Genomic DNA, 12,538 nt, shown 5'->3' with positions numbered 1-12,538 from the left:
TAGAGTTTCTACGACCGGAGACCTTTGCTATCGGGGGCTGGATTCGACACTGCACATAAAAACTTTCGGCCGGTAATTCGCAGATGTGGCTGCAACTCCAGGTGGTCATCAGGGGCGGCGCGATTGAGAAACACTGGCGGCGCGTCGCTGCGCGTCCTTTTTAGGTTCTCACGGTGCACCCGACCATGACCATTGCGATCAAGCGCAACACGCAAGCCTTTTCGCTGCTCGAACTGATCGTCGCGTTGGCGATAGCCGCGACGCTCGCCGTCCTCGCGATTCCGTCGTATCGCGCTCATGTGGCGAAAGCGCACCGAACGGATGCGGCGTCGGCGCTGTATCGGGCAGCGCAGTTCGCGGAGTCACCGGCGCATGTGGATGGCGCGCCACTACCGTCCGGTCTCGATCAGGCGCCGCAAGCCGGGAGGGCTATCTATCGGCTGCGCATCCTGCCCGCCGGCGATACGAACGGCGGCTACGCGCTCGAAGCGCAGCCGGCGGAGGACGGCCCGATGGCCGGCGATGCGTGCGGCACTTTCATACTCGACGCGACGGGCTTGAGGAATAACCGGGGCGCGACGGGAGCGGACCCCGACGAATGCTGGAGCGCACGATAGAGATGATGGAAAGGTCGGTGCAAGCCGCGTCAGGGCGGGCTCATGTCGGAATCGTGGGCAGCGGCGGACGCGGCAGCTGGCTTGCGTGTTTCCCGCTTGATCTGCTGATAGATGCGAAAGGCTTCCCACGCGGCCAGCCCCAGGCTGCCCCACTTGAGCACGGGCTTTGCGGTCGCGGTGACGCCTTTGCGGATCGGCTTGGCGAGCACCAGCGAAACCAGCGAACTGATCAGCGGGTACTCCTTGAGCAGCGTGCCGATATTGCCCGCTGTGCCACGGCGGCGCCCCCAGGACATCGAACCGAAGCCCGGCACGATGAACTTGAGCCAGCTAAAGTGCATGACAGCGTTGCGAATGTCGAGCGTGGCCTGAGCCAGCTCCATGCGCTCGACGTCCGCGCGCACGATCAGCAGTTCTTTGCGCAACGCGCGCAGATGCGGCGCGCTCAGATCTTTGGCGGGCGGGCGGCGGCTGCGAAAGGCGTTATCGGAATGGACGTGGCTCATGGTAGATCGGTGGCAATGGACGAAGAGGGCGGCGGCACGGCCCGTTCAGCGTTTGCGGAAAATCTCGCGGTCTTTCTCGAACTCGTTGAGCGTCGTCTCGAAGATCATCGGCGCGTTGCGCAGGCCGCTGCGGGCGCGCAGCGCGCAGCCGATTGCGGCTAGCGCATAGACAATCGTGATGCCGGCAAGCGCCTGCCAACGGTAGGTGTCCCAGAAGGCGATCGCGATGAGCGCGGTCAGCGCAATCAACGCCATCGTCGCGAGCATCATGGCGGCGAGCCCCATGAAGAGCACCATCAGCAGGCGGTCCTTTTCTTCGGCCAGTTCGATGCCGATCAGTTCGAGCCGCGTCTGCAAGATCGAAAAAACCGAGCTGAGTAAGCGCCGCAATGGCCCGCGGTCCTCGCTGTGCGATTGTGTGTCGATCATGGCTTGAGCGTGTTGCGCGCGAGGATGCGCGAAGAAGGTGGAGACGGGACGCGTGCGCCCGTCCGCCTGTCGGCAAAGCGCACCCGCCGCTCGACGTCGCGGCGGGCCGCTCCCCGCGCTTTATTTGCGATTGATCAGCAAGCCGACCAGTACGCCGACACCGGCTGCGATGCCAATCGATGCCCACGGATGTTCGTGAACGTAGTCGTCGGTGGCGCGGGCGGCTTTCTTGCCCTTTTCGACGACCACGACCTGCACGTCGGCTGCCTTTTCCTTCGCCTGCTTGAGACGCGAGAGCGCCGTCTCGCGCAGTTCAGAAGCGCGTTCGCCCGTGGCGCTCGCGGCCTGCTTCAGCAGATCTTCCGCATCTGCGAGTACGGTTTTGATATCCGACATCAGTCTCTCCTTGTTGACTTCCGACATTGACTGCTCCCTTGTGCACGCTACGCGTGAATCGTAACCAAAGAAACGGCCGCTGGCGAGCCAGTGTGCCGTGCGCCATGGGTTACGCGCAAACCGCGCGCAATTTCCCGAACCCGTTCGCATGAAGCGTTCCCGAACGCCGCGAGCGTTTCATCTGCCCGCTTCGAGTCGTTCCGCTCATGGTGTTGCAAAGCACGCCATCGGTTGATGGAGTTGATCTGTCCCGTTAAGTTTCGTACATCGGCGAGAAAATTACAAAAACTGATAAGCGTTGCAGCCAATGTTCGTTAGAAGTGCACGTCTTCGTCCCGTATGCTCTAATTTTGCACCGCTCGGCCGGCCGGGTCGGGGCGGATTATTCGAACAATTTCAAGGAGCTGCACTATGAGTCTACGTCTTGGCGATGTCGCGCCCGATTTCGAGCAGGAGTCGAGCATTGGCCGCATCAGGTTCCACGAATGGCTGGGTGACAGCTGGGGCGTCCTGTTCTCGCACCCGGCAGACTTTACGCCCGTCTGCACGACGGAACTCGGGCTGACCGCGAAGCTCGCCAGCGAATTCGAAAAGCGCAACGTGAAGACGATCGCATTGTCCGTCGACAGCAAGGAGTCGCATAACGAGTGGATCAAGGACATCAACGAGACCCAGGCCGCGAGCGTCGGTTTTCCGATCCTCGCCGACGGCGACCGCAACGTTTCGCAGCTTTACGACATGATTCACCCGAACGCGAACGAAACGCTGACTGTGCGCTCGCTGTTCATCATCGACCCGAAGAAGAAGGTCCGGCTGATCATCACGTATCCGGCCAGCACGGGCCGCAATTTCGACGAAGTGCTGCGCGTGATCGACTCGCTGCAACTGACCGACAACTATCAGGTCGCGACGCCGGGCAACTGGAAGCATGGCGACGATGTCGTGATCGTGCCGTCGCTGAAGGATGAAGAAGAGATCAAGCGTAAGTTCCCGAAGGGCCATAAGGCGCTGCGTCCGTATCTGCGCATGACGCCTCAGCCGAACAGGTAAGCGGCTCGTGCGCGGCGGCAGGACGGCGCGCATAAACGAAAGCCCGCGTTCGTCGGAACGCGGGCTTTTCTATTCCCAGGGAAATCTGAACTGCTTGGCGAGTGTCAGAAGAACGCCTGGATACCCGTCTGTGCGCGTCCAAGAATCAGCGCGTGAATATCGTGCGTGCCTTCATAGGTGTTCACGACTTCAAGATTCACCAGATGCCGCGCGACACCGAACTCGTCCGAGATGCCGTTGCCGCCCAGCATGTCACGCGCGAGGCGCGCGATGTCGAGCGCCTTGCCGCATGAATTGCGCTTCATGATCGACGTGATCTCGACTGCGGCGGTGCCCTCGTCCTTCATCCGGCCCAGACGCAGCACGCCTTGCAGGCCGAGCGTGATTTCCGTTTGCATGTCGGCGAGCTTTTTCTGGATCAGCTGATTCGCGGCGAGCGGCCGGCCGAACTGCTTGCGATCGAGCGTGTACTGACGCGCCGTGTGCCAGCAGGCTTCCGCCGCGCCGAGCGCGCCCCACGCGATGCCGTAGCGCGCCGAGTTCAGACAGGTGAACGGTCCGCGCAAGCCTTTCACACCCGGCATCAGATTTTCTTCGGGCACGAACACTTCGTCCAAAACGATCTCGCCGGTGATCGACGCACGCAGGCCGACCTTGCCGTGAATTGCGGGCGCGCTCAAGCCCTTCCAGCCTTTCTCAAGAATGAAGCCGCGAATCTCATCCTTGCCGTCGGTGTCGAGCTGCGCCCAGACGACGAACACGTCCGCAATCGGCGAATTTGTGATCCACATCTTCGAGCCGGACAGCGAGTAGCCGCCGTCCACTTTTTTCGCGCGCGTGACCATGCTGCCCGGATCGGAGCCATGGTTCGGCTCGGTCAGGCCGAAGCAGCCGATCCATTCGCCCGACGCGAGCTTCGGCAGATATTTGTCCTTCTGCGCAGCGGAGCCGAATTCGAAGATCGGGACCATCACGAGCGACGATTGCACCGACATCATCGACCGGTAGCCCGAATCGACGCGCTCCACTTCGCGCGCGATCAGTCCGTAGCTCACGTAGTTGAGGCCGGGGCCGCCGTATTGCTCAGGAATGGTCGGGCCGAGCAGGCCCAGTTCACCCATCTCGCGGAAGATCTCAATGTCCGTCTTCTCGTGGCGGAATGCGTCCAGCACCCGCGGCGCGAGCTTGTCCTGCGCGTAGGCCTGCGCGGCGTCGCGCACCATGCGTTCTTCTTGCGTGAGCTGCTGGTCGAGGAGCAGCGGGTCTTCCCAGTGAAACTGCGCGGCGGCTGCCATGACGTATCTCCTGTGTCGGTGGAGTGGCGCTTTCGCCCTTTACCTCCATCCTATGCTTGACTTGAGTTCCGCTCTGCGAAACAATGTTTTGCAAAACGACGATCGGAGTTTAGCACCCCATGTCAAAGCCTGCATCTACAACGTCGCTATCGGCGCGGCCTTCCGATTCGATAGACGAACGCAAGTTCGTGACCGCGCTGGCACGCGGGCTCGATCTGCTGCGCGCGTTCCGGCCGGGCGAGACGCTGCTCGGCAATCGCGATTTCGTCGAGCGCACCGGGCTGCCGAAGGCGACCGTCAACCGGCTCGCGTACACGCTGACCGTGCTCGGCTACCTGCGTTTCGACGAGGCGCTCGGCAAATACGCGCTCGACGCGGGTGTGCTGTCGCTCGGCTTCGCGCTGCTGGCGGGCACCGACACGCTTGAACTCGCGCGCCCGCACATGCGTAGCTTCGCGCGCGAAGTGGGCGCGGCGGTGTCGCTCGGTTGCCGCGACGGAATGGACATGGTCTATCTGGAGACGATCCGCAGCGAGACGGCGCTGACGCTCGGCCTCGCATCGGGCTCGAAGCTGTCGATGCTGACGAGCTCGATGGGCCGCGCGTATCTCGCGGTGCAGCCCGCCGACGTGCGCGCCGCGTTGCTCGCCGAATTACGGCGCGCGGCGGGCGACGAAGGCACCGAGCTGGTCGCGGCGGCGCAAAAGGAAATCGATGTGTTCGCGAAAGAAGGCTGCTGCTATTCGTTCCGCGACTGGCACGACGACGTGAATGCCGTCGCGGTGCCGTTCACGGACCCGCGCGACGGGCGGCTGCTGGTGCTGAGCTGCAGCGGGCCGGCGTCGTCGATGGGGGAGAGCGTGTTTCGGGAAATGGTTGCGCCGCGTCTGAGAGCTTTGGCGCGGCGCCTCGGCGACAGCACCTGATGAGTCTCAAGCGGTCCGATTCTCATGCACGACGAATAGAGGCCCCTGCACGAACCGCACATCGTATTGCTGTAGCAGATCGAACTGCGCGTCCGTCGCCACACGGTTGAAGATCAGCGGAATTTTTAGCCGGTTCGCGTAGCTGACCAGCGGCTTCACCATCGAATCGCGCAGCGCCGAAGCGGCGTCCATCTTGATGAAATCCAGCCTCGCCATGTCCGACACGGACAGGATCTGCCCTGCGTTCGGCAGATTGCCGGCGACCTTGAATCCATAGTGTTGATAGCTCTTGGTCAGATAACCAAGAAACGTCCGATGTGCGACCGCAGCGGGCGGCAACTCGATCACCACACGCGATGGATTTAACCCGAACGACATCAGAATCGTCGAGAAATGCCGGCCGTGGTCGTAGCGCACGCTTTTCAGCAGCCGTTCGTGCACGCGCAGAAACAGCAGCCCGTGCCGTTGCGGGCCGAAGAAATTGATCGCGTGCATCGCGCGCGACATCCGGTCCAGCGCGACCAGTTGCTGATCGTCGGGGACGTGGTCGAACGGATCGAACATATCGAGCGGCTTGCCGTCGAGCCTTAGCGTGATCGCCTGGACGCCGAGTTCGTCGCCGAAGCGGTCTGCGCTGTCCGGCGACGACGATAGCGACTGCGCAAGCGCGTGCACGGTGATGTCGAAGATCGGCTCGTAGCCGCTGCCGATCTCGACGTCACCATAGGTCGCGATTGCTTCGCTGCTGTGCGGGCCTGTGCCCATCCTCAGATGCTCGCCTAGAAAAGGGTGAGTGGAGGCGCGGTCGACGAGTTGAGGGACGGTCAGCGGGATCATGAATACGTGCGAAGCGGTTTTGGATCACGGCGGGTGCCGCATGGTTCGATGGTAGCAGCCGCTGGCGCCCATCCATGCACCAAATACTGATATGGATTTCGTCGTCCGTGTGACGATCGCCAGCGAACCAAGGGTTTACGTTAATTTCACTAATCATAATCTGTTTTACTATTCGTAAATCTATCCCGCTTCAAGTCCGGCGCACGCGCAAACCGCTTGAGATTCATCGGAGACTTTGCATGGAATCGACCACACGACGCGAAATCCAGCCAGGCTATCAGTCCGGCTTCGCGAACGAATTCGCGACCGAGGCCTTGCCCGGCGCGCTGCCGCAAGGCCGCAACTCGCCGCAGCGCGCGCCATACGGCCTGTACGCCGAGCAGCTGTCAGGCACCGCATTTACCGCGCCGCGCGCGCACAATCGCCGCTCGTGGCTGTACCGCATCCGCCCCGCGGCCATGCACCAGCCGTTCACGGCGCTGCCGTCGCACCGCCTCGTCGCGAATTTCGCCGACGTGCCGCCGACGCCGCCCAACCAGTTGCGCTGGGACCCGCTGCCGATGCCCGTCGAGCCGACGGATTTCATCGACGGCTGGGTGACGATGGCGGGCAACGGTTCCGCCGAGGCGATGAGCGGCTGCGCGATCCACCTGTACGCGGCCAACCAGCCGATGCAGGACCGCTACTTCTACAACGCGGACGGTGAACTGCTGATCGTGCCGCAGGCCGGGCGTCTCGCGATCTTCACGGAGATGGGCAAGCTCGACGTCGAGCCGTTCGAGATCGCGGTGATTCCGCGCGGCGTGCGCTTTTCGGTGGCGCTGCCGGATGGGCGCGCGAGCGGCTATATCTGCGAGAACTTCGGCGCGTTGCTGCGCTTGCCGGATCTTGGGCCGATCGGCTCGAACGGCCTCGCGAATCCGCGCGACTTCCTGACGCCGCACGCCGCGTACGAAGACCGCGAGGGCGACTTCGAACTGGTCGCGAAGATGAACGGCCACCTGTGGCGCGCGGACATCGGGCATTCGCCCCTCGACGTGGTCGCGTGGCACGGCAACTATGCGCCGTATAAATACGATCTGCGCCACTTCAACACGATCGGCTCGATCAGTTACGACCATCCGGACCCGTCGATCTTTCTCGTGCTACAGGCGCAAAGCGACACGCCGGGCGTCGACACGATCGACTTCGTGATCTTTCCGCCGCGCTGGCTTGCCGCCGAAGATACGTTCCGCCCGCCGTGGTTCCATCGCAATGTCGCGAGCGAGTTCATGGGCCTCGTGCACGGCGCGTACGACGCGAAGGCGGAAGGCTTCGTGCCGGGCGGCGCGAGCATTCATAACTGCATGTCGGGTCACGGCCCGGATGCCGACACGTTCGAAAAGGCGTCGCAGATCGACACGACGAAGCCGAACAAGGTCGACAACACGATGGCCTTCATGTTCGAAACGCGCGCGCTGCTCAAGCCGACGCGCTACGCGCTCGAAACGGCGCAGCTTCAGGCGCATTACTACGAATGCTGGCAAGGTCTCAAGAAACATTTCAACCCGGAGCAACGATGAACGCGTCGAGCGATCTCCAGGCGACGCTCGACGCGTCGCGCAAGAGCTGGGTCGAATCGGCAAACGATCCGGCCTGCGATTTTTCGATTCAGAACCTGCCGTTCGGTATCTTCAGCGACGGCTTGAATGCGACACGGCGCGCGGGTGTCGCGATCGGCGATTGCATCGTCGATCTGGCGGCGCTGGAAAGCGCGGGCCTGCTGACGGTGCCCGCATCGGGCGCGGGCGACAGCGTGTTCGTACGTGACGGGTTGAACGACTTCATCGCGCTCGGCCGCGATGCGTGGCGCAGCGTGCGCATTCAACTGAGCAAGCTGCTGTCGCGCGAGAACCCGACGCTGCGCGACGACGCAGAACTGAAGAGCCGCGCGCTGATCCGCGAGGCCGACGCGACGCTGCATCTGCCCGTGCAGATTCCGGGCTACACGGACTTCTATTCGTCGAAGGAACACGCGACCAATGTCGGCTCGATGTTCCGCGATCCGAAGAATGCGTTGCTGCCGAACTGGTTGGAGATTCCGATCGGCTACAACGGACGGGCATCGTCGGTGGTGGTGAGCGGCACGCCCGTGCGCCGCCCAAATGGACAGATCAAGCTGCCCGATCAGGAACGCCCCGTCTTCGGCGCGTGCCGCAAGCTCGACATCGAACTGGAGACGGGCTTTATCGTCGGACGCGGCAATGCGCTCGGCGAGCCGATCGCGTGCGAGGACGCGGAGAACCACATCTTCGGCATGGTGCTGCTGAACGACTGGAGCGCGCGCGATATCCAGCAATGGGAATATGTGCCGCTCGGGCCGTTCAACGCGAAGACCTTCGCGACGACGATCTCGCCGTGGATCGTCACGCTCGACGCGCTCGAACCGTTTCGCGTCGCGCAGCCCGCGCAAGACCCGCTGCCGCTCGAGTATCTGCGCCACGGCGGCGCGCACGCGTTCGACATTTCGCTCGAAGTGCTGTTGAAGCCGCAAAGCGCGAACGAGCCGACGACCATCGCCCGCACGAACTTCCGTCATATGTACTGGACGATGGCGCAGCAGCTCGCGCATCACACGGTATCGGGCTGCAATACGCGTGTCGGCGATCTGATGGGCTCGGGCACGATCAGCGGCCCCACCGACGATTCGTTCGGCAGCCTGCTCGAACTGACGTGGAACGGCAAGAAGCCGCTGCAACTGAAAGAGGGCGGCACGCGCGCGTTCATCGAAGACGGCGACGAACTGACGCTCGAGGGATGGTGCCAGGGCGACGGATATCGCGTGGGCTTCGGCGCGTGTGTCGGCGAGATTCTGCCGGCGCATCGGTGACGTGACGAGGCGGCTCATGTTCGTCGAGCAGCGCGCGAGCACGAGCCCCCCGCGAAAGCCGCAGGGCTTCAATGCCGCTGTATCAATAGCCGCGCGCGGATCGAAGCGCGCGGCTTCATCGGATCATGATGGCGCGCACACTACGCCGCGCCGCTTCTCCCACGACGCCGCCGCGAGGAACGCCAGCGCGCTCGCGAGCACCACGCCGATCATCGCGTCGTTGCCGACGCTCTTCATCAGCGTGCCCGCGATGAGCGGTCCGCCAAAGCTCGCGATGCTCCACGACGCGCCGACGAGCGAACTCGCCGACACCAGCGCCACGCCGCGAAATTGCTCGCCGCACGCAACCAGCGACAGCGTATAGATCGCGCCCGCCGCCGCGCCGAGCACATAGAGCAGCGGCCAGCACAGCCACGGCGAGCGCACGGCCCACGGCAGAAGCGGCAGCAGCACGACGACGAGCACCGCGCAGCCGATATGCACGCGCTCGCGCCCGAGCCGGTCCGCGAGCCAGCCGATGGGAAACTGCATCGTCGTGTCGCCGAGCAGCAGCGCCGACGCGAACAGCACGGCGACTTCACTGGCGACGCCATGCGCCATCGCGAACAGCGGCATCAGCGACAGCGCGATCGTATCGAACAGCGCGAAGAAGCCGGTGCCGATCACGAGCGCGGGCATTTGCGGCAGAACATGACGCCAGCTGCCATGCGGCTCGTGTTCGTCGGGCGCGTGAGGTGTCGAGCGGATCATCGACAACACGGGCAGGGCGATCAGAAAGATCGCGCCGCAGATCAGAAAGCGCCAATGCTCGTACTGCGCGATCTGACTGACGAGCACGGGACCAACCACCTGGAATAGCGTGAAGTTCGTCGCGTAGATCGCGACGACGCGCCCGCGCGACGCATCGTCGGCGAGCTGGTTGACCCAGGCTTCGCCGATCGTGAAGAGCAGCATCAGCGCTGCGCCGCAGAGCACGCGCAACAGTCCCCAGACGAATGGATTCGCGCTCAGCTGCATCAGTGCCGTTGCAATCGCGACGATCAGCACCGCGCCGACGATCGCCTGGCGGCCGCCGCAGCGCGCGCCGATCCGGCCGGCCACGGGCACGACGAGCAGGCCGCCGCCCGCCTGCGCGGCCGTCAGCAGGCCGACGATATCGGTGCCGTAGCCCGCTTGCGTCAGCGCGAGGGCGGTGAGGGGGAGCGTCGCGCCGCTGCCGAGGCCGACAACGGCCACGCTCAGGATCAGCGCGAGGAAATCACGGGAGAAGACGACTTTCATAACGGGCGAGATGCTACTACGCCCGCATGCCGCGCGCACCCGCTGATGACGGGGTGCACGCGCCGGATATATCCGCTCGGCGTTCAGCCCGCCACGGGCAGACGACGGTCCAGCGACACCGACCACCACGTCAGCGCGACGGCGGCGGCCGCCGTCGCGACGCCGACCCAGGGCAGCGACGTGAGCGGCGCGCCCGCGCCGATCGCCATGCCGCCGAGCCATGCGCCCGTCGCGTTCCCCAGGTTGAAGGCGCCTTGATTGAGCGTCGAGGCCAGATTCGGCGCGTTGCTCGCCCGGTCGACGATCAGCATCTGCAGCGGCGGCACGATCGCGAACGCGAGCACGCCCCACAGGAAAATCGTGATCATCGCGGGGATTTCGCTGTGCATCGTAATCGCGAAGATCGACAGGATCGCGACGATCGCCAGCAGGAACGACAGCAGCGACTGCACGGGGCGCCAGTCCGCGAGCTTGCCGCCGAGCGTGCTGCCGACCGTCAGTCCGAGACCGAACAGCAGCAGCACCATCGTGACGGCATGCGGCGTGAAGCCCGTCACGTCTTCGAGAATCGGCGTGATGTACGTGAACGTCGAGAACAGGCTCGCCGATGCGAGCACGCTCGTGCCCAGCACCATCAGCACCTGCGGATTCTTCAATACGGTGAATTCGTGAACGAGGCTCGCCTTCTGCATCGCGATCTTCGACGGCAGGCACAGCGCGAGCGCGACAGCCGCAATCACGCCGATGCCCGTCACGGCCCAGAACGTCGCGCGCCAGCCGACCGCCTGGCCGAGCGCCGTGCCGAGGGGCACGCCGAGCACGTTCGCCAGCGTGAGGCCCGTGAACATCAGCGCAATCGCCTGCGCGCGGCGGTTCGGCGCGACGAGCCCCGCCGCGACGACGGAGCCGATGCCGAAGAACGCGCCATGACAGAACGCCGTGACGATGCGCGCGGCCATCAGCACCGCGTAGCCGGGCGCGATCGCGCACAGCAGATTGCCGACGATGAATATGCCGATCAGGCTCATCAGCGCCTTCTTGCGTGGCATGTTCGCGACGGCAATCGCGACGATCGGCGCGCCGATCGTCACGCCTAACGCATACGCGGACACCAGCATGCCCGCAGCCGGAATCGACACGCTCAGATCGCGCGCGACATCGGGCAGCAGCCCCATGATGACGAACTCGGTGGTACCGATTCCAAAGGCGGCAACGGCAAGTGCAAGCAAGGGCAAGGGCATGATGGGACTTTCACGGGACGGGTGCGCCGGCGGATGAGCGTGCCGTTCGCATCGCCGCCGCGCGCTTTCGGGACGAGTGCGCAGGCGTCGGCAAGGGTAAATCAGTAAGGGATTGTACCGAAGCCAAAAGCGTCGTGCTGCGCGCCGGGCGGACTGTTTTGTATTGCGTCGATTGCGGTGCAGGCGCACCAGGAAAGTGCCTTGTTTCAGGGGACTTTTTTGTCAGACGGATTGCTGAGCGCGCTCCCGTGGCGGCCCGCTCCCGCCGCGAACGCAGCCGCGCCGGCGAGGCCTTGCGCGAACACGGCCCGGTAGCCGCCCGCGCCCTCGCGGCGCAGCGCTTCGGGCAGATCGCCGGATGCGCTGTTCTCGTAGACCGAGCGCCGGTCCGCGAGCAGTGCGGCTTGCGGCAAGGCGGCCAGTTCGGCGGCCAGCTGCTCGGCGGCGGCGCGCGCAGCGCCGCTGGGCACGACGCGGTTGGCCAGACCGAACGCGAGCGCTTCGTCGGCGTAGACGGCGCGGCCCGTCAGGATCAGATCGAGCGCGCGCGACTGGCCGATCAGACGCGGCAGCCGGATCGTTCCGCCATCGATCAGCGGAATGCCGACACGCCGGCAGAACACGCCGAGCACCGCGTCCGCTTCGACCACGCGCAGATCGCACATCGCCGCCAGCTCCAGGCCGCCCGCCACCGCATGGCCCGCAATCGCAGCGATTACGGGCTTTGTGAACATCATCCGCGTCGGTCCCATCGGGCCGGGACCGCTGCCGTCCGCATGCAATTCGTTGCGCCGCTCATCGTCTTGAAGAGCAGTGAGGTCCGCGCCTGCGCAAAACGTGCCGCCCGCGCCTGTCAGCACGGCCACGCGCCACGCGTCGTTCGCTTCGAAGCGGCGGAACGCAGCGGACAGCGCGTCGGCTGTCGGGCGGTCGACGGCGTTGCGGCGCGCCGGACGATCGATCACGATCGTTGCGACGGCATCGAGCTGGACCGCAACTTGCTGGTTTTGTGTAGTTGGGTAGTTTTGTGCACTTTCAATGCGCACGTTTTCGCCGAACCGTTCGATAGCCATCATTCTCTCCGCTGCCGT

The 12,538-nt window shown here is 64.3% G+C and carries 13 protein-coding genes; 5 read left to right on the top strand and 8 right to left on the bottom strand.

Annotated elements, in window-relative coordinates:
- Positions 1-197: 197 nt before the first annotated feature.
- The gene (locus J8I87_RS25950) at positions 198-617 is read left to right on the top strand and encodes a type IV pilin protein (RefSeq protein ID WP_209934905.1); all 420 of its coding nucleotides are present in this window, start codon (positions 198-200) and stop codon (positions 615-617) included.
- Between the two features lie 29 nt (positions 618-646).
- Here J8I87_RS25950 and J8I87_RS25945 read toward each other — a convergent pair whose 3' ends face one another.
- The 3 genes from J8I87_RS25945 to J8I87_RS25935 form a co-directional block, all read right to left on the bottom strand.
- On the bottom strand, positions 647-1,123 hold the full coding sequence (locus J8I87_RS25945) for a DUF3318 domain-containing protein (protein WP_209934899.1): 477 nt from the start codon (positions 1,121-1,123) through the stop codon (positions 647-649).
- A gap of 45 nt (positions 1,124-1,168) precedes the next feature.
- A complete protein-coding gene (locus J8I87_RS25940) occupies positions 1,169-1,552 on the bottom strand; it encodes a phage holin family protein (protein WP_209934898.1) in 384 nt (127 codons plus the stop codon).
- Positions 1,553-1,672: 120 nt separating this feature from the next.
- Positions 1,673-1,975 (bottom strand): YqjD family protein, encoded by a 303-nt coding sequence (locus J8I87_RS25935; protein WP_007584918.1) that lies wholly within the window; start codon positions 1,973-1,975, stop codon positions 1,673-1,675.
- A gap of 384 nt (positions 1,976-2,359) precedes the next feature.
- Between J8I87_RS25935 and J8I87_RS25930 the strand changes: the two genes are divergently transcribed.
- Entirely contained in the window at positions 2,360-2,998 is a 639-nt protein-coding gene (locus J8I87_RS25930; protein ID WP_209934897.1) for a peroxiredoxin, read from the top strand.
- Positions 2,999-3,102: 104 nt separating this feature from the next.
- Here the strand turns inward: J8I87_RS25930 and J8I87_RS25925 are convergent, their stop codons facing one another.
- Positions 3,103-4,293, bottom strand: coding sequence for an acyl-CoA dehydrogenase (locus tag J8I87_RS25925; protein WP_209934895.1), 1,191 nt, complete (start codon positions 4,291-4,293; stop codon positions 3,103-3,105).
- A 119-nt stretch (positions 4,294-4,412) separates the two neighbouring features.
- On the opposite strand from J8I87_RS25925, the gene J8I87_RS25920 reads away from it, so the two are divergent.
- Positions 4,413-5,219, top strand: coding sequence for an IclR family transcriptional regulator (locus J8I87_RS25920; RefSeq protein ID WP_209934894.1), 807 nt, complete (start codon positions 4,413-4,415; stop codon positions 5,217-5,219).
- 6 nt (positions 5,220-5,225) lie between these two features.
- Here J8I87_RS25920 and J8I87_RS25915 read toward each other — a convergent pair whose 3' ends face one another.
- Positions 5,226-6,056, bottom strand: coding sequence for an EAL domain-containing protein (locus tag J8I87_RS25915; RefSeq protein WP_209934893.1), 831 nt, complete (start codon positions 6,054-6,056; stop codon positions 5,226-5,228).
- Between the two features lie 239 nt (positions 6,057-6,295).
- On the opposite strand from J8I87_RS25915, the gene hmgA reads away from it, so the two are divergent.
- Complete coding sequence (gene hmgA, locus J8I87_RS25910; protein ID WP_209934892.1) at positions 6,296-7,618, top strand: homogentisate 1,2-dioxygenase; 1,323 nt, start codon at positions 6,296-6,298, stop codon at positions 7,616-7,618.
- Complete coding sequence (gene fahA, locus J8I87_RS25905; RefSeq protein ID WP_209934891.1) at positions 7,615-8,925, top strand: fumarylacetoacetase; 1,311 nt, start codon at positions 7,615-7,617, stop codon at positions 8,923-8,925. The genes hmgA and fahA overlap by 4 nt, the downstream gene beginning before the upstream one ends.
- Positions 8,926-9,048: 123 nt before the next feature.
- Here the strand turns inward: fahA and J8I87_RS25900 are convergent, their stop codons facing one another.
- From J8I87_RS25900 to J8I87_RS25890, 3 genes are all read right to left on the bottom strand, one after another.
- Positions 9,049-10,206, bottom strand: coding sequence for an MFS transporter (locus J8I87_RS25900; RefSeq protein ID WP_209934889.1), 1,158 nt, complete (start codon positions 10,204-10,206; stop codon positions 9,049-9,051).
- A gap of 83 nt (positions 10,207-10,289) precedes the next feature.
- Positions 10,290-11,447: an MFS transporter gene (locus J8I87_RS25895; protein WP_209934888.1), complete on the bottom strand. Its 1,158-nt coding sequence runs from the start codon at positions 11,445-11,447 to the stop codon at positions 10,290-10,292.
- 206 nt (positions 11,448-11,653) lie between these two features.
- Complete coding sequence (locus tag J8I87_RS25890; protein ID WP_209934887.1) at positions 11,654-12,523, bottom strand: crotonase/enoyl-CoA hydratase family protein; 870 nt, start codon at positions 12,521-12,523, stop codon at positions 11,654-11,656.
- Positions 12,524-12,538: the final 15 nt, after the last annotated feature.

Source organism: Paraburkholderia sp. LEh10, assembly GCF_017814945.1.
In the GTDB taxonomy this organism is placed as follows: domain Bacteria; phylum Pseudomonadota; class Gammaproteobacteria; order Burkholderiales; family Burkholderiaceae; genus Paraburkholderia.
The sequence above is the reverse complement of the archived record's forward strand: the minus strand, read 5'-3'. Positions and strand labels throughout refer to the sequence as shown.

What these genes read in the sequence shown, in the direction of transcription:
- J8I87_RS25895 (WP_209934888.1), bottom strand. Translation starts at nt 11,447, where the DNA reads ATGCCCTTGCCCTTGCTTGCACTTGCCGTTGCCGCCTTTGGAATCGGT.
- J8I87_RS25925 (WP_209934895.1), bottom strand. Translation starts at nt 4,293, where the DNA reads ATGGCAGCCGCCGCGCAGTTTCACTGGGAAGACCCGCTGCTCCTCGAC.
- J8I87_RS25900 (WP_209934889.1), bottom strand. Translation starts at nt 10,206, where the DNA reads ATGAAAGTCGTCTTCTCCCGTGATTTCCTCGCGCTGATCCTGAGCGTG.
- J8I87_RS25930 (WP_209934897.1), top strand. Translation starts at nt 2,360, where the DNA reads ATGAGTCTACGTCTTGGCGATGTCGCGCCCGATTTCGAGCAGGAGTCG.
- J8I87_RS25935 (WP_007584918.1), bottom strand. Translation starts at nt 1,975, where the DNA reads ATGTCGGAAGTCAACAAGGAGAGACTGATGTCGGATATCAAAACCGTA.
- J8I87_RS25940 (WP_209934898.1), bottom strand. Translation starts at nt 1,552, where the DNA reads ATGATCGACACACAATCGCACAGCGAGGACCGCGGGCCATTGCGGCGC.
- hmgA (WP_209934892.1), top strand. Translation starts at nt 6,296, where the DNA reads ATGGAATCGACCACACGACGCGAAATCCAGCCAGGCTATCAGTCCGGC.
- J8I87_RS25890 (WP_209934887.1), bottom strand. Translation starts at nt 12,523, where the DNA reads ATGATGGCTATCGAACGGTTCGGCGAAAACGTGCGCATTGAAAGTGCA.
- J8I87_RS25920 (WP_209934894.1), top strand. Translation starts at nt 4,413, where the DNA reads ATGTCAAAGCCTGCATCTACAACGTCGCTATCGGCGCGGCCTTCCGAT.
- J8I87_RS25915 (WP_209934893.1), bottom strand. Translation starts at nt 6,056, where the DNA reads ATGATCCCGCTGACCGTCCCTCAACTCGTCGACCGCGCCTCCACTCAC.
- fahA (WP_209934891.1), top strand. Translation starts at nt 7,615, where the DNA reads ATGAACGCGTCGAGCGATCTCCAGGCGACGCTCGACGCGTCGCGCAAG.
- J8I87_RS25945 (WP_209934899.1), bottom strand. Translation starts at nt 1,123, where the DNA reads ATGAGCCACGTCCATTCCGATAACGCCTTTCGCAGCCGCCGCCCGCCC.